Below are 18,534 nucleotides of genomic sequence, written 5' to 3' on the forward strand. Positions count from 1 at the left end.
GATATACAGGAAGAAACAGTATGGGCTGTGGTGAGGTTTACTGAAACCAAGGCCCCCAGGTCGGCGGGTTCTCAACAATGTCGATTGAGGTGCTGAGCTCGTCCTGAATGTGTTCAAAAACTCTGTCGAGTTTCGGATGGGCTTTCGACTCTCTCATTGTCGTCACCAGTTGCAACACCTCACGGCGCTTAGCTAAGGGCATTTGAACGTCGCAGTACACTGTGTCGTCATCGTTCTTCATTCCCATCGGCACATCCTCGCAGTATGTTCTTCGTCTCCAGTTCATACGGCCTGGCGTTGGGGCGTGCCCCTTCGGGGAAGTGGCTGTCGTAAACCGAGCCTTGACGCAAGCGCCGGCGTCTCGGCCCTTCGGGCTTCCATCCTGCACGCCTGCGCGCTCCGCTTGCCTTACAGTTCAAATGCATTAGCTGCGTTGGCTGGATGTGGATAAAATCGATGCTTGTCGGCAAGATTAATCTCAGATCGCATGGTTGATAGTAGGAGACCGACTCAGTGGACATTGCTATCGAATTACCGGGGAAATCACAAATAGCTCAGGATGCTCATTTGGGACGACCACACATGCATTTTTTTGCCCATACCATGGCCATTACCCAGTTCGATTAGTCTCCACTGACGGTCGTTGATATCTGGTGTATATCAATCGTCTACAGTTCACTCAAGCCAGGTGTCTATGGATATCAAGCATCGCCTCCATCTGACGGAAAAATTCCCGCAGATATTTCCAGCCTCTGCCCCTTCGACAAACAGCCCTTCCCTGTTCGAGTGCGAGGATGGATGGCTAGACCTGATAGATGGCATGTGCAACCTCATTCAGCAGCGCGTGGACGATGGACGCTCGGAGCAAGTGGTAGCCAGACAGGTCAAGGAAAAACAGGGCCAGCTTCGCTTTTACTACAGCGGCGCATCTGGTGATCTTTACCTAGAAGGGATTGTGGCAATGGCCGGCGAAATGTCGTTTTACACCTGTGAAGTCTGCGGTGGCCGGGGAACATTTCGTAATGGTGGAAGATTCTTTCGCACCCGGTGTGATGAGCATGATGGAAGGGAGCAAGAATGATCGAGCTCACCAGCAAACCCTTGATTGATTACATCGATCTCCAACTCGCCTTGGGCTTCCTTGAGAACGGACTCGAGTGATTGGTGAGCACCTGAGGCTCGGAGCTTTGCGATGATTTGCAGTAGCTCTCGGCCTTGAGCCATGGGCATCTGAATGCTGCAGTACACCGTGTCCTTAGAGTCTCGACTCATAAGCCTCTCCAGAAATCGTTTTGGTCGGGCGCACCCTGCCGGGTCGGCTATCGTGAACCGAGCCGCTCGCTTCGCCGGCGTCTTCGCCCTCTGGGCTTATACGGAGCTCAACGAGATGTTCGTTGACTAGACCTATCTCGACAAGGATTCTTGGGATGCAGAGATCTGAAGGCTTTACTGGTCTCCTCATCGGCACCAAGGGCCCCAAGATGGTGGATTCTCGATTATGTCAATGGATGTACTGAGTTCGTGTTGCATGTGTTCGAAGACCCTATCGAGACCTGGATGAGCTTTAGATTCTCGCAGTGCGCTCACCAGATTTAGCAGCTCTCTTCCTTGATCAACCGGCATCTGAATGTCGCAGTACACCGTGTCATCGTCGTCTTGTCCCATTCCCGTGATCCGCTCAGTCTGTTCCAGGTTTGTATCTGGCAGCCCTATGCTGCTTTAGGTGCCGCATCTCTGCGTCCCAGGCATCCAAGAATTTATCCCAGTCGCCGGCGTAAAACCCTTCTACCAACCTGGTCGACCCGATGCTTGCCTGATAGAAACGCTCCCTCCAGGGTTGCGGAATAGTACGTTCCAAGATGATGTCGATTCCGGAGTGATGACGCTGCGCCGGGACAGAGTCACGAACCTCATTGAGTTCCAGTGGTTCAGCGGTTGAAGGCATGCCGCGTCGCTCTTGATCGTCGAGTTCCTCAAAGATAGCAAGGAGCTCGGATGCAGTGGGATCGCCAGGATGGAGGCTGGCAAGCGCCCACAGAGCCCTTCGCCTAGCGCCCTCAAGCTGACGGAGTTCATCGTGGGTCATTTCAGCCTCCTTCTCACAAAGCTGGGCGATGGTTATGGCGTGCCGCCTTCGGCGGATGGCTGGCGTGAACCGAACCGTGGCAAGCCACGGCTCGGCCCTACGGGCTTTCATCCCGCACGCCTGCGCGCTCCGCTTGCCCACAGGCCAAGATCCTTAGACTCGGGCCATAGTCATCCCTTACCTTAGACAGCCAGTATCTCAACGATGAAAAAACAAAGAGGCCATATTTGGTCTGCCGAGCACTGAAACCTACAATTGCCGCGATCAATGGGCTTGAGTCCGTTCCTCCCCCCTTGCATCCTGCCAGCGAGGGCGTGCTTCCCTTCTGTATGCGACTAAGCTCCCAACAACCTTGTTGTCAGCGATCAATCGTGGAACGTGGCAAAGATCTTCGAACCCAGCGCCCATCAATCCATGCGATCAGACAGCGTAGATCTGAGACATGTCTCCATTAGCCCAGTCTAGGAGAGCTAGCCAAAGTCCATGGGGAATAGTCGTGCGACTCTCATGTCGATGGCGATATGAAAGTATCCGCAGCAGTTCAGGAGCTCGCTCAATAATGACTTCGCATACGGAGCGTAGCGCCTCAAAGGGGGCGGCGCTCATGCCAATGACCGAGCTGTGCTGCAGTTTACGTACAGATTGATAGGACTCCTCGATCTTGATCGGGTATTCGTGAGCGATCTGCAATGCCAGAATACAGAAGCGGTCGGCACCAAGCGTCGAGGCGAGGCGCTCGATTGCTTCGAGCTCATGCAGGTTGTTCCTCGTTAAGGCTATCAGATTCCGCACTCTTCCCCCGGTAGCTCCCTACAACTGTTCACTAATTCGCTCTCCCACGGCCCACGACTCCATCTGCTAGTCAGGCGGCATGCCCAGCGAACCTGGATCTTGCCGCGCTCTGAAGCAAGTGGAGCAAGCGTTGCACGTACCCCACCCACCGACAGGCGTGTTACTTATGAAACTTGCTAAAGCGGCTCGAAAGGGTCGCTGGCTCAATGGTTTCCCAGCTTTCTGGATCCGCCGTAACGCTGAACATTAGCCAGGCCCGCCACAGAAAAAAAGCAGCGACCATACTCGCTTCAATTGTCGCAAATACAGTAGTGTTATACATGTAATTCGGATCATCTTTGCCAAAGATCATCAGCACTGGAAATATTGATGCAAACCAGCCTGCAACGAACGTCAGGAAAAAAGCTATGGCAGCCGTAAATGCCATAAAAATAGGAACTTGATACCTGTAGTGAGTCGCGAACATTTTTTCGCCACTCTCTTTCTGAAGTCCATATATAAAGCCATCGTTTTCTTCTTTTTTACTTTTATTTTTAAAAACGCCGTACAACGTCACGTTTTCGCCAGCTTCCAGTTCTTCGTAAAACTTATTCGTCAGCTGTAATTTCGGTATCACTGCCCCATCAATACTGACATTAGCCTTATAACCGCCACTTATACGATCCGTATGCCGAACGTAATCGACTTTCCCAGAAAACTTCACGCAATCAAATTTCATTACTACCTATCCCTGCCTTCGGTCAAAAAATCGCATTCGGTTCATGCCTGGAAGCCTTCGATCATGGTTGCAGGTGGGCACGCGGCGGCTTCAATGCACGCTTTATAGAGCGGCTCGCTTCAAGGCAACCGAGCCATGTCCCACTAGCCCGCTCTCCTCATCAAACCAACTCTTCTGACACCGTGACGCCCTGGTCGAAGACCGCCTAATGAACCTGATGCCACGATAATATCACTATGATCTGTTTATCGGAACATGCTCCGCGTGGCTCTATCCTCGCTTTTGAGGATCCGTCTCATGCATCTGAAAGAAGCACTGGCAGGGGCGTTGCGTGGAGCTCGTGCTCATCAGGGGTTGAATTACGAAGAGTTGGCGGGGGCAACGCACAGAACGTACGTGGGGAAGCTTGAGCAGGCCCGAGCGAATGCGACGTTGGAGAAACTGGACGAGATCTCTGACTACCTAGGCCTCGATCTTTTGACTATGGTCACTCTTGCCATTGCTGCGCAGGGTGACGAACTTCCTTCCGAGGCTTTGCAACGTACTGCCCTGCGAATCAGGGAATTCGAAATTTCTGGAGGGTGGCAGTTAGTAGAGGAGCAATTCAGTGATGGAAAGCTCATCAAGCGCTCCCAGGGAAAGCCTAAGCAGCCCCTCAATGCGGACTCAATACGAGCCTTGAAAGCGCAAGGCCTTGACCGGAAAACAATCGCTGAAAAACTCGGAATTGCACGGACTACCGTTCAGAAGTATTGGAATACATAAACCTCCAGGCTATCGCGATCCCTCTTTCTTTACGTGATGTCTTTTGTGCTCGTGGCTACGGTGTATCCTTGGGCAAGGGTAAGCACTTGTGGTGTTGGCCATAACGTAGAGAGCAGGTTCGGATGGCTGAAATAGTGGGGGGTATTTGGTCGATGAAGTACGTCAGACTGATTCGCCACGGGGAAAGCGCCGCGAACGCTGGAGAAGCCAGTTCGGATCATGCGAGCATCCCGCTAACGCCAAAGGGTGTCGAACAAGCGCACTTGGTTGCTGGGGCATTCGCCCAGGCCCCGGATCTAATCGTAGCCTCACCGTTCTCTCGAGCCCAAGCAACGGCGATGCAGACAGTGGCTGCTTTCCCCTCCGTGTCGTTCGAAATATGGCCCATTCACGAGTTCACCTACCTTGAACCAGCACGGTGTACCAATACGACCATTGCCCAGAGACGAGATTGGGTGGACGCATATTGGGCTAAGACAGACCCAGCGTTCAGCGATGGTGAAGGCGCAGAGTCTTTCCTGGATTTTATATCTAGAGCTCAGTCTTTCTTGGATCGACTTGCAGAGCATGCTGCTCATGACATCGCCGTGTTCTCACATGGACAATTCATCAATGCGGTGGCTTGGCTGATTGAGTGCGCGCCACAGAAGATTGATGATCAAGCTATGGCTGAATGGCGGGAATACGAGATCACCAACCACGTGCCCAACTGTTCTGGCTACACGCTATCGAAGAGTCCAGACAGTGCGAATTGGACATTAAGTTCAGCGGAGTATCGAATAGACGTAGATCAGCGCGTCCCAGGCAGAACCTACCAAGTCACTCGCGATCCAGAGTGCCTGCCAATCGAAGAGCGTGTACAGGCTCTTTCAGCTGCGGTCTATCGACTGTCTGATGAAGATTCTGCTGTGTACGCTGAACATCTACTGCATGCGGCCAGAGAAAATGCGCCACTATCCGGGGTTCGTGACGTCGACGAAAACACGCCGCTCTCAGCGAGAGGGGTACTCATGCGCTCAATCGATTAGCTATGCGCCAACCCGCGCTAACCCGCGATCAATGTCGGGGTCTACAAAGTGCCCCGAGTGATGGCGCTGTTGCGACTGTTTCCGGAGCTTTTCCTGCTCGAGAGTAATCAGTGGGAGGAACAGTTTCGCGAGTATTGAAGCCAGTTTAATGGCCAGTTTCTGATCGAGTTCCTTGATTACACCTTTTGAGCAGCCCATCAGATAGATATCTCTGAGAGGTATATCTAAGGCAGCTAACGCACCCTCCATGAAGCCGTCGATGAAGCCATCAAGTCGCTCGCACTCAGTACGTATAGTCAACGTATCTGGGGCACTCCTGAAGTCCCAATGCACCTCAAAGGCGCTTCCTTTCATTTTTATTTGTATTTTCTGAGGTGGCTCTGGCTGGTATGACATGCTTCTTGCTCCATAGCGTTGCAACTATTGCTTTAAGCTCTTATTTCTCAAAGGCTTTTAGTCAAGGTAGCCGGTTATCGAGGAAAAGCCTGCAAAAAAATACTCCAGAGTATTTTTTTCTTGTCCAATCGTTTCGGGTCGGTGCTAACTTTGCGCTCGATTTGACCAAAGTAATACCTCGCCCGCAGCTCACCGGCAGGCATGTAGGGTGGCGGTAGGGATGGCAGTTACCCGTCCCCGCACAGATCCGTACGTGCGGAACTACCGCATACGGCTCCTGCCTCGGGTGTGTGACGCGAAGCGATCCTCAGGGTAAGGATGTGCATTTCCGGGTCTAGGTATGTAGAGGTCGGCAAGGCGCCCGTAACTGCGGTGTGATGTGGTGCAGCAATGCCGTGAACTGCATGCCCTTGTTTCTTCGGGCTGCTTCACGTACACCTTCAAGTCCCATCGACGCACAACTGATCCGGCTCAGTGTCCGGGGCGCGGGAGGGGGGGCTGTCGGTGTTCCCCTTGGCTACGTCCCTTACTCCACTATCTCCGCAGGGCCAGGCCCTTTGTTCGATGGCTTCTCAGGTAATACGGACGTATCCGACTTCTCAGCGGCGTGGGCAGTAGGGTTACGGCTTTTGACCTTTCCTGCTCCGCCCGGTGCTTGCACACCGGGCACTGCTGAGATCTCCCAGTTTCTGTGCGGAGGACTTCCCGACGTGCGCAGGGTCTCCGACCGCGCGGGATCAGAGCATGACTGGCGTATAATGCCATGCTCCGTATTGACTTCTGCTTCGCTTAATAGCATCCGCATCCCGAATTCCTGATTACGCGGCTCAATGGCTGGCCCATCGGTTTCCCCTGTCAACGCTTTACCCTGCACCTCACGGTGCAACATGCATGACTCGGGGCCTGGTTGATTCGCCATTTCTTACCAGTATCGAACTTTCATCGACGATCCTCCGCCAGCTTTAACTGGCGCCCTAAGCGTCCGGCCAATACACCTTTCGTGTTTATCCCCAAGCAACTCAGCACAGTCTTCACTTAATACCACGAAGCTTTCACATTTATCCGACAGAGGCCAGACAACTGGGCGCCTACTCTGACCGCTGCCATGAGTTGATATCGAGGGGGGGCAAGCAAAGCAGTCCTGATAGCCGGGACTTGATGGGTAATGTTGACGCAATCGTAATGACCAAGAACGCACTTACAATCCGCTCAGTAAGGAATTACCTATGTCCATCGGAGCCGTATCCGCTTCAAATCCAGTGACTATCAGTGGGTTAAGTTCTGCCCAAAGTCAGCCACAGACGAAAGAAAGTCAGGCAACGACTTCTGCCACTGCTACCGCGACTATCAATGTCGCAGCAGCACTGAAGGAAGCCACTGAAACTGCCGCGCAAACCGCTCAAGAGGCGGGGCATGGTGATCATCAGGCGCAGCGCTTGATACAAAAGCACCACCATCAACCCGCCAGCACAGCAGCGCCAACGTCTGGTGTTGTGAATGGTAACGGGCAGATAACCGGCGAGATCATTAATACTAAAGTATGATCGCTCGGACGCGCCGCAAAAGGCTGGCGAATCCTGCGCAAGCAGGGTTTTCCGGTTGCTATCAAAACACAGTAATACACCACTCCTACTGCACTCTGGCCCAGTGGGTATCTGTAGGCTTCGGCGTGAGGTTCTTTCGAAAGTCTAGCTGTCCTCGAACCTGCGCGTGCTGTTCTATCCATTCACCAGACTTTCTGGATTTTCCCTTGGGTAATCTGCTCGTACATGCGCCCCCTTCGGTGGTTTCGCGCATTACCGACCACCGCCGATACGATGCCGCTTTGAATGTGATCCAGGTAACGGACATCTTTCTCGGTGAAATAAAACGCACTTGGTAGCCCAAGGCAGTCATTCGATCCTGCAATTCATAACCCGGATTACGTTTATCTGCTGTAAGCGTCTGCCCAAAACCTCTAAGCGCCCAGCGAACCCGCCTTGCACAGATCAGGTAGGCATCCGCTGATGCGGCAGCAGTCGCTCGATCTCGCAGGCCCGCTGCGTTGGCAGTCGCACCAGCACATCTTTGAGATAAGCATACGGATCATGCCCATTCATGCGCGCGAACTGGATCAAACTCATGATCGACGCCGCCCGCTTGCCGCTGCGCAGCGTTCCAGCAAATAACCAGTTCGACCTCCCAAGCGCCCACGGCGGTTTAGGTTCTCGATTTGATTGTTGTCGATAGGCGCAGCACCATCTTCCAGGTAGCGCGTCAGCGCTACCCAGCGTTTGAGGCTTTAATCCAGAGCCTTGGCCGTGGCCGAACATCCACTCATGCAGTTTTCGACGATGGGCACCGCTGTTTCCTGGCGTAATCGCCAGCGATCTTCGTCGCTCATTTCCTTGACGTTTCGCTCGACTTCGTACAGTCCGCCAATCGAGTGAAGAGCCCGCTCCGCCAACTGGCTTTTATTGGCGATACGCAATTGATCTCGAAAACGCTCATAACCCCCAAGCGTGTCAACGACTCAGCTCAAAGCGTGAGCTACGAGCTGATATCACTGTGATTTTCGCCTGCTGCTATTCTGTCGTTTCCCAACAAGGAGTTGAAAAATGCACGGTGAATACTCGCTGTCAGACGTATTGGAAAGGATTTACCAAAACCAGCTCGCCCTGGAGGCAGCCCTGATGGAGTTGACCCTCCACGTCGAGGCTCACGGTCATGCAGATGTTGGGAATAATGTCCGAGGTGCCCTCGAGACAATCGGCGAGAACTCTGGCCACATCAAACAAGGACTAGCCCGGTTTAAAAAGCTCCCATGAGGCAGCCACTGTTCGATTTTGATCTCAAACGCGTCTCACGCGAGCACTACATAACAGGGAAAGCCGCCATCAATTTTCCGCACGCTGGGAGCACAACTGGTGGGTGGCATTTTCTGTCGTACTTCGACCGAGAAACGGGGGTGTCAAAGGTGTCGTTGGCGGGCATCCATTATCCAGATACCACCGGTTTTTTTGGTGACGCGGGCGTCATTGACGTCACTGACCAAATGGCACAGCGTGGCTGGTCTGTAAAAGATCGACAGCTGTACATGGCAAATCACTACCGAGCTACAGCCGACATCATTGTGAGGTGGGCACTGAGCAAGTCCGAGCACTGTAATGTTGAAGTGGATGAATGGTTTCCATCCCTTTCCGATAAGCAACGATTGCTCGATCTCTTAGCTACTGGGAAGTCAAAGCTTCAAGAGGTGAGCGGGCTGGAGAAGGTGGAGGTTTGGCTCAGCTCGCAGCAGCGTCGGTGGATATGATCCCGATAGTTGGAAGGCTAGGAAAGCGAGCGAGACCTCTCATGCATTGCGTGCGTATGACTAATAGCCTTCGCTGGGCAAAGGGTAGTGCCTATTTCTTGAGCTACTACTTCCTCTAGTTTATGATGGCTCTGTATCCCCCTAGGGGGGATATAAAATCATCTGAAAACGGGAAACTCGTCGCGTTCTTTCTTCGAGAAATACTCGACAACCAGATGGGAACGCGCCTTCCATTTGAGAGTTCTCATGCTGAAAATCCTAGCCAACCGAACCTACCGTCACCTCTTCCTGGCACAAGTGATTGCGCTCGTTGGGACTGGTCTTGCCACTGTTGCATTAGGACTATTAGCGTTCGACCTTGCAGGTGCCCAAGCGGGCGCTGTCCTCGGTACGGCGTTGGCGATCAAAATGATCGCTTACATTGGTGTTGCGCCGATTGCAGCCGCTTTTGCAGAACGCCTACCTCGTCGGGCAATGCTGGTCTCGCTGGATTTGGTGCGAGCCCTGATTGCGTTGGCTCTGCCGTTCGTGACTGAGGTCTGGCAAATCTATGTGCTGATTTTCGTACTACAGTCGGCCTCGGCAGCATTCACACCGACGTTCCAGGCAACCATTCCGGACATCCTGCCGGACGAGGACGACTATACCCGTGCCTTGTCGCTATCGCGTCTGGCCTACGATCTAGAAAGTGTCGCCAGCCCGATGCTAGCTGCCGCACTGTTGACTGTGATCAGCTTCCATAACCTGTTCGCCGGCACCGTCATTGGTTTCCTCGCCTCTGCGGCTCTGGTCGCAACAGTGCTGTTGCCAAAAGCGAAGCAGACACCAAGACGCAGCATCTACGAACGAACCACCCGAGGCATGCGCATTTTCCTGGCCACACCCCGCCTGCGAGGGCTGCTGGCTCTCAATCTGACGGTAGCTGCCGCCAGTGCCATGGTCATCGTCAATACGGTGGTGCTGGTGCAGTCGCGCTTTGCTCTGCCTCAGAGTTCTACGGCATTGGCACTGGCCGCATTTGGCGGAGGCTCGATGGTCGCAGCCCTAGTCTTGCCTCGACTGTTGAAAAACATCAAAGACCGAACTGCCATGCTGTTTGGCGGAGGAATATTGGTCGCAGGTTTAGCGGTTGGCATCAACCTGACCACCTACAACTTCCTGTTGCCGCTGTGGATGGTGCTCGGCGTGGGCTACTCCCTGGCTCAGACCCCGAGCGGTCGGCTGTTGCGTCGCTCAGCACATGCCGAAGATCGCCCGGCGCTGTTTGCCGCCCAATTTGCGCTATCCCATGCTTGCTGGTTGATTACCTACCCATTGGCGGGATGGCTGGGAGCCAACATCAACCTCACTGCGTCGTTTGTTGGGCTCGCCGTCGTGGCAGGTAGTGCTCTGGTGGTCAGCATCGTGATCTGGCGTCCAGCTCATGACCAGGAGTCGATCAAGCACACCCATGAGAATCTGCCGGGCGATCACACGCACTTCGACGGCCAAGAGGGTACGGGTCACGAACACCCATACGTGATCGATGATCAACATCGCCGATGGCCCAACAAGTGATCGTAAGTTTCTAAGACTTGCTAAGGCTGGTGACCGGCATTCAGACCAGCAACCGTATGGCTTGCAGAGCGGCAAGGTGGCCTGGATAGAACCAGTAGCCCCATTGCCCGACCGGCCAGACCTTGAAGGTGAAAGTCTGACGCAGAAGCCAGAGCCCGATCAGGGGAGCCGCGAACGCGGAGCTCAAAGCCAGCAATGAATAGATTTCCAAGTCCATCGCCCTGGTCACGATGCTGCTGCGGGTATTGCTCAACAGGCATAGAGCCGCTGGCAGAAACCAAAGAATTCCGGGGGTCTTGATTGCTACTAAGACAGCTGTTGGAACAAGTGCACCGTAGAAGCCGTACATCAGTGGATCATCTAGCAAGTACGCAATCGCGGCGGCCATCAACGCCATAGCGCTGCTCAACAGAGTGCGATGCTGCCACCCCCAGGCAATCACCAGCCCCAATGCAAGCGTCACCAACACGTTGAATGATCCCGAGGTGCTGATGTAGCGATAAGGCACTTCTGAAATGGCAGCAAACAACAGCATCAACGCAAGGTATCGACCATTCGTCGCCGTCAGCAATTCGCCCGGTTTGGAGCGCGCCACGTTGGCCGCAATGGCGACACAGAACAGCGGAAAAGACAGTCTTCCCAGAATAAACAAATTGCTCATCTCCGGCCACACCAGGCGCAAGTGATCGATAACCATGGTCAGCATCGCCAGCCACTTGATCAGATCCAGGCTACGGCTTCGGCTCTTGAGTGAAGAATGCGGGGTTGTATGAGCCGTCGTCATGTCCACCCCAATGTGACGGCGGTCAGCACGAGATAACGCACGCCCTTGGCCAGGGTGACGATCAGTAGGAAACTCCAAAATGGTTCGCGCATGACTCCGGCGACGACCGTCAGCGGATCGCCAATGATGGGCACCCAGCTCAGCAACAGTGACCAGCGCCCGTAGCGCAGATAGGACTGCTGGGCTTTTTCTAACTTGCTCTCGCTCACGGGGAACCAGCGCTTGTGGCGGAATCGCTCAACAGAACGGCCCAGAAGCCAGTTCAGTGCGGAGCCAAGAACGTTGCCAAAAGTGGCGACCGCCAAGAGCGTAGAAACGACGTACCGGTCGGAGAGCAACATCCCGACCAGCACAGCTTCAGACTGCATTGGCAATAACGTGGCGGCACCGAATGCAGCCAGGAAAAGACCAACGTAGCTGGTGAGTTCGAACACTCAGACGTCGCCTTATGCGTTCAGGCCGATCCAGCCATGGAAGCCAACGTACAGACCAACACCGATGATCAGCACGCTGGACAGATAAGGGGCTCGACGCGCGACGGTGCCCATCCAAGGCCAGCGGTTGGAGGCCTGCTTGGCGCCAATAGCGGCAGCTGCACCGACGGTTACCAGTGTGAGCGCCAGACCAATACTGAAGCACAGGACGAGCACGCCACCCAACGCGACTTCTTTGACCTGAAGGCAGAGCAGCAGAACAGTGATGGCCGCTGGGCAAGGAATGAGCCCCCCCGTCAAACCGAACATGATGATCTGTCCCGTGGTGACCTCACGATTGGTGAAGCGCTTACGGATATCGTTGGCATGCGCACGTTCATGCGCATCCTGGTACCCATCAATCGACAACTCCAAGCCTTCCAATTCGGAATGAGCATGCCCGTGATCGTGCTCCTGATACTGGAGATCGTAATCATGGGAGTGGCCTGCATGCCCAAGACTCAAGCGAGCACTGAACTCGTGTGGCTCCGGAATATCGACCGTCGACTCCAGGAAGCCTTCGCGCTCAACGAAAGAGAACGATTGGGCGCTACCGTCCGGACGAGTAGTCATCAGGCGAACATCTGAGGCTGCCCAAGCGTGCCCGGTCAATGTCTTCATGCGCCAGTGCGGTGGCACACCGTCTTCGAAGATCGACAGCTCAACACGACCATGGCCAGTATCGATTCGGTGGGTTTCATCATGATGGCCGTGGTCATGCTCGCCATGGTGGTGATCATCACCTTGCTCGAACTTGAACATCTGCTCACCGCGCCAGGTACGCCAAAGCATCCACAGCGCAATTACGATGATCAGGGCAGAGGATGCTAGCTGGAAGTATGGCTCAGTGGTTTGAGCGTCCAGGCCTTTGCCCAGATACATGCCGCCGATGGCGACCAGCCACACTACGGCGGTGTGCGATAGCGTTGCAGCCAGCCCCAGCAATACGGCCTGTTTTACCGAGCCACGGATGGCCACGATGAAAGCCGCCATCATGGTTTTTGAATGGCCCGGTTCAAGCCCATGCAAAGCACCGAGCAGAATGGCGCTCGGGAAGTACAGCCAGGCGTGCGAACCACCCTGTTGCAAGAGTTCAGCGAAGTTGGGCATATCAGTCCTAAAGGTACTTGGTGATTTGTTTGAAAGCTTCCAGCGGTGCACGCTCGCCATTGCCCAGCGCCGAAACGGTGTCCTCAAGGCAGTGATCAATGTGATCTTGGATGAGCGTTCGTTTTGCCTGACATACGGCTTTCTCAACTGCATGCAACTGCTGAGCAATGTCCACGCACTCACGACCCTCTTCGATCATGGTGATGATGCTGCGTAAATGGCCGTCCGCTCGTTTGAGGCGCTTGATGATCGCCTCATGACTTTGGTGGGTATGGGGATGGCTGTGTTCGTGTTCGTGCTCACTCATGACTTGAGCCTCAGGCCTCAATGAATTACGCTGGCATCCTATCCCCCCTAGGGGGATGCGGTCAAACGCGTAAAAGCCCTATAAACGAGTTGAAACCCTAACGCCATGTTCAGCAGAACACTGACAACGACGGTGGTAATCGCACTTGCTCTCGCCATGTTGGTGGCTTGGGCCGGGCATACCTATTCGTTATCAGTGGCGTCGAAACAGCCAGCCTGGGAGATCGCGCAAGACGCCCATCACTCCCACGGCGAAGAGGCTTCATCCAGCTACTCGAGTCTTTCAGATCACTACCATTCGCCATTGACCCCTGATCACCAGCACGAAACACCGCAACTTACAGCGGCGTTGATGCTGGCGACATCCCCGATGCTATCCATCCGGGTCGATGCGCTTCGAGACTCTGTTCCCCTGCCGCCGATATTCTTGATCGAGCGTCCACCCCGTCCTTCGTTCGCATCTTGACCTTGGCCGCAATGCGGCCTTCGATCTCTGCAACGTAGGATTGATCTATGCATTCGTACTCGATGAGCGGAGTCGGCGCGTTTACTGCGCCTTCGCACCGCCCACTATTGCTGTTGTTTTTACTTGTCGCTGCACTTTTCTTTGGAATGCCCGAGGTGATGGCTCACGCCGTCGCGGAAGGTGACAAGGGCTTCATCCAGGAAAGTTCCGGCGTCATGTTGCTGCCCTTCATCTACATGGGCGCCAAGCACATGATGACGGGGTACGACCACCTGCTGTTTCTGTTCGGGGTGATCTTCTTCCTCTACCGCCTGAAAGACGTGGGGCTCTACGTCACGCTATTCGCTGTAGGCCACTCGGTCACGCTGCTGCTGGGTGTGCTGACCGAGATCAGCATCAGTTCGTACATCATCGACGCCATCATCGGCTTCTCGGTGGTGTACAAGGCGCTCGACAACCTGGGCGCATTCCAGCGCTGGTTCGGTTTCCAACCCAACACCAAGGTGGCCACGCTGATCTTCGGCTTGCTCCACGGTTTTGGCCTGGCGACGAAGATCCAGGAGTACGAGATCTCGCCTGATGGCCTGATTCCGAACCTGATCGCCTTCAACGTTGGTGTTGAGATCGGCCAGTTGCTGGCCCTCAGCGCGATTCTCATTTTGATGGGTTATTGGCGGCGCACTGGCAGTTTCTGGCGCCACGCATATACCGCCAACGTCGCCATGATGAGTGCCGGTTTCCTCTTGATGGGTTACCAGATCACCGGCCTGTTTGTCTCCACGTAAGGAATTCTGACCATGTTCAATACTCCGCTTCCCACTGTTAATGAATTGCCAAGCACTCGCAAACTGGTGCGCTCCACTGTCATTGCCCTGCTGACTGCGGTCGGCCTGCTGGTGACAGTGGTTATGCCTTCGGAATATGCCGTCGATCCAACGGGTGTGGGCCGAGCACTGGGACTGACCCAAATGGGCGAATTGAAGATCATCCTTGCTCAGGAAGCTTTGGCGGACGCCGCGCCACCTCAACCAGCTACTCCAGCTCCAGCTCCACATGTTGCGCAAGTCCAGCCTATTGCGAAACCTGTTGCTCAGCCGGCGCCCACATCCACTTCAGCTTTGAAGAGGAATCAAATGAGCGTCACGCTCAAGCCCGGTGAAGGGACGGAAATAAAGCTCGAAGTCTTGAAGGGCAAGTCTGTTAGCTACGAATGGACTGCGGTTGGTGGGCCTGTGAACTTCGATACCCATGGCGAACCGTACAACGGTGAGAAGGGATACTTCCACAGCTACAGCAAGGGCAAACAGGTCAAAAGTGACAAGGGTGAATTTACCGCCATTTTTGACGGCACCCATGGTTGGTTTTGGCGTAATCGCAGCAACAGCGACGTGACCATCGCACTGAAAACAACCGGCGATTACTTGAGCGTAAAACAGTAATCCGACACAACTATGGCTGTCCTACTGCCGAAAATGCAGTGTTCAGCCTGCCCCCAGGCCATTTATTCACCAACTTTTGAAGAGTCCTTCCATGAAAACCCCAACCACTCTGTTTCGTTCGATGCTCCTGATCTGCTTCCTCGGCCTGATGACGGCATGCGGCGGTGGTGAGAAAGGAGAGACCTCCGAGAGCGCCGAGCACGGGCATTCACACGAATAACACTTTGGAAAACCACAAGGCCGCGATTGCGGCCTTATGGCTATTCAGTTATCAACAGTTCTTCAGATTGGTTCCCTCGATAATGCGAGTATCTGGGCAATAGACACGGATCCGGAAAAACTTTAGCTTGATCAAACGAAGGATCAACGGAGCGGAAACGGGATGAAAGACTCTTTTTCCAAGCGCAACGGATTTCATAGCACCCAAGAGAGTGAAATCACCATCAGGGAGGATGCGCCAGAGGAGTTGCGAGGGTATCTGGTTCAGTTGAGCTATGAATGCGGATTCAAGCCCTCAGATCTCCGTGCCATTCTTTGTAAAGCCTTAAAAAAGCAGCCTGACTCGAATAACTGGAGCGAATTTCCCAACGTTGACTGGGAGGTGAACAATCTTCTCCAAGAATGTAAGTGGTACAAAGTTTATGACGTAATCGAACGCATCCAGACCGATTTGGGTCAGCACAACTACAACCCGGATACGTACGAACATTTTCACACCGAGTTGAATGACTATTTCGTAGAGAATGGCATTGGTTGGAAGCTTGCAGATGGCCTGGTCGAAATTCGTGGCCCGGAGTCATTCGAAGTCATCGTAAAGAGTGCTCGGGAGACAGAGAGCGAATACGGTCATGTGACAGCGGGTAAGGAACTGCACGAAGCAATAGGTGATCTCTCCCGTCGCCCCTCTCCTGATCCAACAGGTGCCATCCAGCATGCTATGGCATCATTAGAGTGTGTTGCCCGAGAAGTCACTGGTGATGTCAAAGCGAATCTGGGTGACATTCTCAAACGACACAACACCATCATTCCTCCCCCACTGGATCAGGCTGTAGCGAAGGCTTGGGGTTACGCATCTGAAAATGGTCGGCACATACGCGAAGGACGAGAGCCTTCGTTCAACGAGGCTGAGTTAATAGTTGGCCTGTGTGCCTCTCTCGGTAATTACCTCATTAAAAGTGCACAGGCGGACGCCCCAGATTGAGCAAAGGATGGTGATTTCCATCAATGCTAATGGGCGCGACCGTCACTGCAAAACTCGTGGCGTGAAATGGTGCTGACCCCCGTGAAAGACGTAGGAAATCCCGCAGACTCGCACGCCCATTACCGCGCTGAAATGTTGCGAGCACGTACCTAGAGTTCTCGGTCGTCATCACCCAAAACCGGCCTTCACGCTCGACTTTCAACACGTAAGAAGTCCTGATCAGATGACCATCGCCAAACCGACCATAATGATCTTTTCGCTCGTGGCCAAAAACCACGCCGATGCCAGCACGAGCTTTTATGGATACTCCGCAGAGATAGGCTGTTATCGGTTTGCCGAAGCCTTGCGCCTGTGCTTTCAGGACTCGTGCGAGATCGAAATCTGTATGGCGCTTGCCATGAAAATTCACATCCAAAATGTTCAGCATAATTGCGCTCCTTTCGCAGCCCGTATGGCGTTACCAGGAAATCCACACGGAACCATCTGCGCTGATATCTTGCGGGATTCTTGGTAAATTTCAGGCTGTACGAATCATGTTCGCGTGATAGACCGGACGAAGGTTGCTCAGCACATCACTGTTGAAGCCAGGTTGGTGAGAGCTGTGATATTTGGAGCCTGTCTCGACCTCCAGCAGGCAGACAACACACTCGTGTTGGTCTTCGCCAAGCGTCACCTTGGTCAGTGTCTCCATGCGCCAAGCTCCCGTGCCATTCATGTGGGCGGGAGTGACTACTTGTACCTCTGTGATGATCGTCTCAGCGTCTTGGGAAATCAGGAGTTGCTGAAGTCGAGGTTCGCTGTCGACCATCAGAACCGCCTCTGAAATTCGGCCCTTGGTCTTGGCCTGAACTGTTACGTGATACCAGTGATTAAGAAGCACTTTGGATACCTGATGCCATTGGTACTGACCCTCACCGAACATGCCCGGTAGGCCCAGCATGTCGGCGTCGTGTGTTCTAAACATCGTATGTCCTTGGCCTGAAGGGGCTCCGATATAGAGCGCAGGTTAGAAGAGGGAGAAAACGTCTTTCAGGCTCGCGAGCTGTTCATGACCAGGGCCAATCAACACGTACACAGAGTTTCTGGTCTCGAACGCAACACCGTCGTGGAAACCGGTGCACATGCTTGAACGAACCCAATCGCCCCGTTCGAAACGGCCTTGGCTGTCCTCGGCCACGTTGTGAGCAAACAGGATCATCGGGAGCTGGCCCGCTGCATGGCATTTGAAGAGTTCGTCGCGAGTGACTTCAATGCGAAATATTGTCCAGTCTCGAACCAAGCAGTAAGGCTTTTCGGGAAAACGTTGGTTCGCCATCGCTCGCGCTTCAGAGCTGCTCGACAGGCCTTCCAGTGGTGTACGTGGCCCCTTCATAAACTCGGGCTCTTCGACGCTAGCCATAAGGCTTCCTCTCATTAATTACCATCAAATTGACAACTCCAACCCTCGCTACATGCTGCTTACGATGGCTCGCAAAATTCACGGCAGCGCTGCGTCCTAGTGGCCGTGGCGCGTGGATGAGGCTATTAAACCTCTACATAAGCCACAAGGCAATCATAATGAACCTAATTGGGCGTGTTATGACGCTCCAGAGTATGGCTTTATCCTCAGATTTGATTGGGGAAAAAACCAATGGATGCGGCAGAAGCACTGGCTGTCGTGGTTCGTGGGATTCGCAGAGGCCAAGGTTTGTCCCAAGAGGACATCAACAACCTCGGGCGCTCTCATTTCAGCCGGATAGAGCGGGGGGAAGTAAGTATCGGACTCGATGTCTTGGTGAAGCTCGCCGGGATCCTAGACCTCGATCCGGCTACGCTCCTGCTTATGGCGACCTCCATGCAAAATCACGAGTCATTCAAGGACGGCCAGAAACGTCTTACGAAGCAACTCGCAAGAATTAGGAAGGCAGGGATCGATCTTGAGATTGAGTCGCAGGCTCGAACTGGAAAGCCACGTCCTGGGCGGCCAGCTCGTCCTGATGCGGCTAGAAATGCCATTGAGGCCAATCGATTGAAGCAGTGGGGAATTTCTGTTGCTGAGATCGCGGAAAGGTTGGGGCTTTCTGAAGCGACTGTTCGTAGGTATTTGAAAACAACCAAGCCCGAACAGCCGTGACTTTT

21 protein-coding genes and 3 pseudogenes are annotated in these 18,534 nt (G+C 53.9%); 12 read left to right on the plus strand and 12 right to left on the minus strand.

Features of this window, described 5'->3' with window-relative positions; all coding sequences use genetic code 11:
* Positions 1-37: 37 nt before the first annotated feature.
* Complete coding sequence (locus tag ACS5Q8_RS26375) at positions 38-247, minus strand: hypothetical protein (RefSeq protein ID WP_465159579.1); 210 nt, start codon at positions 245-247, stop codon at positions 38-40.
* Positions 248-694: 447 nt separating this feature from the next.
* On the opposite strand from ACS5Q8_RS26375, the gene ACS5Q8_RS26380 reads away from it, so the two are divergent.
* Positions 695-1,081 carry a hypothetical protein gene (locus ACS5Q8_RS26380; RefSeq protein ID WP_465160377.1) on the plus strand — a complete coding sequence of 129 codons (387 nt, stop codon included), beginning with the start codon at positions 695-697 and terminating at the stop codon, positions 1,079-1,081.
* A gap of 597 nt (positions 1,082-1,678) precedes the next feature.
* On the opposite strand, the gene ACS5Q8_RS26385 is transcribed toward ACS5Q8_RS26380, so the two are convergent.
* The gene (locus ACS5Q8_RS26385) at positions 1,679-2,086 is read right to left on the minus strand and encodes a hypothetical protein (RefSeq protein ID WP_465159580.1); all 408 of its coding nucleotides are present in this window, start codon (positions 2,084-2,086) and stop codon (positions 1,679-1,681) included.
* A 952-nt stretch (positions 2,087-3,038) separates the two neighbouring features.
* Entirely contained in the window at positions 3,039-3,596 is a 558-nt protein-coding gene (locus ACS5Q8_RS26390; RefSeq protein WP_465159581.1) for a hypothetical protein, read from the minus strand.
* A gap of 297 nt (positions 3,597-3,893) precedes the next feature.
* On the opposite strand from ACS5Q8_RS26390, the gene ACS5Q8_RS26395 reads away from it, so the two are divergent.
* Both ACS5Q8_RS26395 and ACS5Q8_RS26400 read left to right on the plus strand, forming a co-directional pair.
* Positions 3,894-4,361: a helix-turn-helix domain-containing protein gene (locus ACS5Q8_RS26395; protein WP_465159582.1), complete on the plus strand. Its 468-nt coding sequence runs from the start codon at positions 3,894-3,896 to the stop codon at positions 4,359-4,361.
* A gap of 152 nt (positions 4,362-4,513) precedes the next feature.
* A pseudogene (locus ACS5Q8_RS26400) lies at positions 4,514-5,116 on the plus strand (histidine phosphatase family protein); the annotation flags it as partial.
* Positions 5,117-5,389: 273 nt separating this feature from the next.
* Here ACS5Q8_RS26400 and ACS5Q8_RS26405 read toward each other — a convergent pair.
* Positions 5,390-5,785, minus strand: coding sequence for a hypothetical protein (locus ACS5Q8_RS26405; protein WP_465159583.1), 396 nt, complete (start codon positions 5,783-5,785; stop codon positions 5,390-5,392).
* Between the two features lie 1,226 nt (positions 5,786-7,011).
* Between ACS5Q8_RS26405 and ACS5Q8_RS26410 the strand changes: the two genes are divergently transcribed.
* Positions 7,012-7,329 carry a hypothetical protein gene (locus ACS5Q8_RS26410; protein ID WP_465159584.1) on the plus strand — a complete coding sequence of 106 codons (318 nt, stop codon included), beginning with the start codon at positions 7,012-7,014 and terminating at the stop codon, positions 7,327-7,329.
* A 444-nt stretch (positions 7,330-7,773) separates the two neighbouring features.
* On the opposite strand, the pseudogene ACS5Q8_RS26415 reads toward ACS5Q8_RS26410, so the two are convergent.
* Positions 7,774-8,255 (minus strand): annotated as a pseudogene (locus ACS5Q8_RS26415) (IS66 family transposase); the annotation flags it as partial.
* 127 nt (positions 8,256-8,382) lie between these two features.
* Between ACS5Q8_RS26415 and ACS5Q8_RS26420 the strand changes: the two are divergent.
* The 3 genes from ACS5Q8_RS26420 (at position 8,383) to ACS5Q8_RS26430 (ending at position 10,637) form a co-directional block, all read left to right on the plus strand.
* Positions 8,383-8,592 carry a hypothetical protein gene (locus ACS5Q8_RS26420; protein ID WP_465159585.1) on the plus strand — a complete coding sequence of 70 codons (210 nt, stop codon included), beginning with the start codon at positions 8,383-8,385 and terminating at the stop codon, positions 8,590-8,592.
* Positions 8,589-9,080, plus strand: a complete 492-nt coding sequence (locus tag ACS5Q8_RS26425; RefSeq protein ID WP_465159586.1) for a hypothetical protein — start codon at positions 8,589-8,591, stop codon at positions 9,078-9,080. Before ACS5Q8_RS26420 ends, ACS5Q8_RS26425 begins: the two co-directional genes overlap by 4 nt.
* 246 nt (positions 9,081-9,326) lie before the next feature.
* Entirely contained in the window at positions 9,327-10,637 is a 1,311-nt protein-coding gene (locus ACS5Q8_RS26430; RefSeq protein ID WP_465159587.1) for an MFS transporter, read from the plus strand.
* Positions 10,638-10,677: 40 nt separating this feature from the next.
* Here ACS5Q8_RS26430 and ACS5Q8_RS26435 read toward each other — a convergent pair whose 3' ends face one another.
* From ACS5Q8_RS26435 to ACS5Q8_RS26450, 4 genes are read right to left on the minus strand one after another with little or no spacing between them, the layout of a single operon-like run.
* Positions 10,678-11,421, minus strand: a complete 744-nt coding sequence (locus ACS5Q8_RS26435) for a TraX family protein (protein WP_465159588.1) — start codon at positions 11,419-11,421, stop codon at positions 10,678-10,680.
* Complete coding sequence (locus ACS5Q8_RS26440) at positions 11,418-11,855, minus strand: YqaA family protein (RefSeq protein WP_465159589.1); 438 nt, start codon at positions 11,853-11,855, stop codon at positions 11,418-11,420. The genes ACS5Q8_RS26435 and ACS5Q8_RS26440 overlap by 4 nt, the downstream gene beginning before the upstream one ends.
* Positions 11,856-11,867: 12 nt before the next feature.
* Complete coding sequence (locus tag ACS5Q8_RS26445) at positions 11,868-13,004, minus strand: nickel/cobalt efflux protein RcnA (protein WP_465159590.1); 1,137 nt, start codon at positions 13,002-13,004, stop codon at positions 11,868-11,870.
* A gap of 7 nt (positions 13,005-13,011) precedes the next feature.
* Positions 13,012-13,311: a metal-sensing transcriptional repressor gene (locus ACS5Q8_RS26450; RefSeq protein WP_465159591.1), complete on the minus strand. Its 300-nt coding sequence runs from the start codon at positions 13,309-13,311 to the stop codon at positions 13,012-13,014.
* A 512-nt stretch (positions 13,312-13,823) separates the two neighbouring features.
* Between ACS5Q8_RS26450 and ACS5Q8_RS26455 the strand changes: the two genes are divergently transcribed.
* From ACS5Q8_RS26455 to ACS5Q8_RS26470, 4 genes are all read left to right on the plus strand, one after another.
* The gene (locus ACS5Q8_RS26455; protein WP_465159592.1) at positions 13,824-14,561 is read left to right on the plus strand and encodes a HupE/UreJ family protein; all 738 of its coding nucleotides are present in this window, start codon (positions 13,824-13,826) and stop codon (positions 14,559-14,561) included.
* Between the two features lie 12 nt (positions 14,562-14,573).
* Positions 14,574-15,215 carry a transmembrane anchor protein gene (locus tag ACS5Q8_RS26460; protein WP_465159593.1) on the plus strand — a complete coding sequence of 214 codons (642 nt, stop codon included), beginning with the start codon at positions 14,574-14,576 and terminating at the stop codon, positions 15,213-15,215.
* Positions 15,216-15,306: 91 nt separating this feature from the next.
* Positions 15,307-15,435 carry a hypothetical protein gene (locus tag ACS5Q8_RS26465; protein ID WP_465159594.1) on the plus strand — a complete coding sequence of 43 codons (129 nt, stop codon included), beginning with the start codon at positions 15,307-15,309 and terminating at the stop codon, positions 15,433-15,435.
* A 162-nt stretch (positions 15,436-15,597) separates the two neighbouring features.
* On the plus strand, positions 15,598-16,416 hold the full coding sequence (locus tag ACS5Q8_RS26470) for an AbiJ-NTD4 domain-containing protein (RefSeq protein ID WP_465159595.1): 819 nt from the start codon (positions 15,598-15,600) through the stop codon (positions 16,414-16,416).
* A gap of 42 nt (positions 16,417-16,458) precedes the next feature.
* Here ACS5Q8_RS26470 and ACS5Q8_RS26475 read toward each other — a convergent pair.
* The 3 genes and pseudogenes from ACS5Q8_RS26475 to ACS5Q8_RS26485 form a co-directional block, all read right to left on the minus strand.
* Positions 16,459-16,843, minus strand: a pseudogene (locus ACS5Q8_RS26475) (hypothetical protein).
* Positions 16,844-16,933: 90 nt separating this feature from the next.
* Positions 16,934-17,380: a hypothetical protein gene (locus ACS5Q8_RS26480; protein WP_465159596.1), complete on the minus strand. Its 447-nt coding sequence runs from the start codon at positions 17,378-17,380 to the stop codon at positions 16,934-16,936.
* A gap of 42 nt (positions 17,381-17,422) precedes the next feature.
* Positions 17,423-17,815: a DUF6957 family protein gene (locus ACS5Q8_RS26485; RefSeq protein WP_448123739.1), complete on the minus strand. Its 393-nt coding sequence runs from the start codon at positions 17,813-17,815 to the stop codon at positions 17,423-17,425.
* Between the two features lie 231 nt (positions 17,816-18,046).
* Between ACS5Q8_RS26485 and ACS5Q8_RS26490 the strand changes: the two genes are divergently transcribed.
* Positions 18,047-18,529 (plus strand): helix-turn-helix domain-containing protein, encoded by a 483-nt coding sequence (locus tag ACS5Q8_RS26490; protein WP_448123738.1) that lies wholly within the window; start codon positions 18,047-18,049, stop codon positions 18,527-18,529.
* Positions 18,530-18,534: the final 5 nt, after the last annotated feature.

The sequence above is a fragment of the Pseudomonas sp. PAMC25584 genome (assembly GCF_058135675.1).

Coding starts and splice junctions, on each gene's coding strand:
- ACS5Q8_RS26375 (WP_465159579.1), bottom strand. CDS start 247: ATGGGAATGAAGAACGATGACGACACAGTGTACTGCGACGTTCAAATG.
- ACS5Q8_RS26380 (WP_465160377.1), top strand. CDS start 695: ATGGATATCAAGCATCGCCTCCATCTGACGGAAAAATTCCCGCAGATA.
- ACS5Q8_RS26385 (WP_465159580.1), bottom strand. CDS start 2,086: ATGACCCACGATGAACTCCGTCAGCTTGAGGGCGCTAGGCGAAGGGCT.
- ACS5Q8_RS26390 (WP_465159581.1), bottom strand. CDS start 3,596: ATGAAATTTGATTGCGTGAAGTTTTCTGGGAAAGTCGATTACGTTCGG.
- ACS5Q8_RS26395 (WP_465159582.1), top strand. CDS start 3,894: ATGCATCTGAAAGAAGCACTGGCAGGGGCGTTGCGTGGAGCTCGTGCT.
- ACS5Q8_RS26405 (WP_465159583.1), bottom strand. CDS start 5,785: ATGTCATACCAGCCAGAGCCACCTCAGAAAATACAAATAAAAATGAAA.
- ACS5Q8_RS26410 (WP_465159584.1), top strand. CDS start 7,012: ATGTCCATCGGAGCCGTATCCGCTTCAAATCCAGTGACTATCAGTGGG.
- ACS5Q8_RS26420 (WP_465159585.1), top strand. CDS start 8,383: ATGCACGGTGAATACTCGCTGTCAGACGTATTGGAAAGGATTTACCAA.
- ACS5Q8_RS26425 (WP_465159586.1), top strand. CDS start 8,589: ATGAGGCAGCCACTGTTCGATTTTGATCTCAAACGCGTCTCACGCGAG.
- ACS5Q8_RS26430 (WP_465159587.1), top strand. CDS start 9,327: ATGCTGAAAATCCTAGCCAACCGAACCTACCGTCACCTCTTCCTGGCA.
- ACS5Q8_RS26435 (WP_465159588.1), bottom strand. CDS start 11,421: ATGACGACGGCTCATACAACCCCGCATTCTTCACTCAAGAGCCGAAGC.
- ACS5Q8_RS26445 (WP_465159590.1), bottom strand. CDS start 13,004: ATGCCCAACTTCGCTGAACTCTTGCAACAGGGTGGTTCGCACGCCTGG.
- ACS5Q8_RS26450 (WP_465159591.1), bottom strand. CDS start 13,311: ATGAGTGAGCACGAACACGAACACAGCCATCCCCATACCCACCAAAGT.
- ACS5Q8_RS26455 (WP_465159592.1), top strand. CDS start 13,824: ATGCATTCGTACTCGATGAGCGGAGTCGGCGCGTTTACTGCGCCTTCG.
- ACS5Q8_RS26460 (WP_465159593.1), top strand. CDS start 14,574: ATGTTCAATACTCCGCTTCCCACTGTTAATGAATTGCCAAGCACTCGC.
- ACS5Q8_RS26465 (WP_465159594.1), top strand. CDS start 15,307: ATGAAAACCCCAACCACTCTGTTTCGTTCGATGCTCCTGATCTGCTTC.
- ACS5Q8_RS26470 (WP_465159595.1), top strand. CDS start 15,598: ATGAAAGACTCTTTTTCCAAGCGCAACGGATTTCATAGCACCCAAGAG.
- ACS5Q8_RS26480 (WP_465159596.1), bottom strand. CDS start 17,380: ATGTTTAGAACACACGACGCCGACATGCTGGGCCTACCGGGCATGTTC.
- ACS5Q8_RS26485 (WP_448123739.1), bottom strand. CDS start 17,815: ATGGCTAGCGTCGAAGAGCCCGAGTTTATGAAGGGGCCACGTACACCA.
- ACS5Q8_RS26490 (WP_448123738.1), top strand. CDS start 18,047: ATGGATGCGGCAGAAGCACTGGCTGTCGTGGTTCGTGGGATTCGCAGA.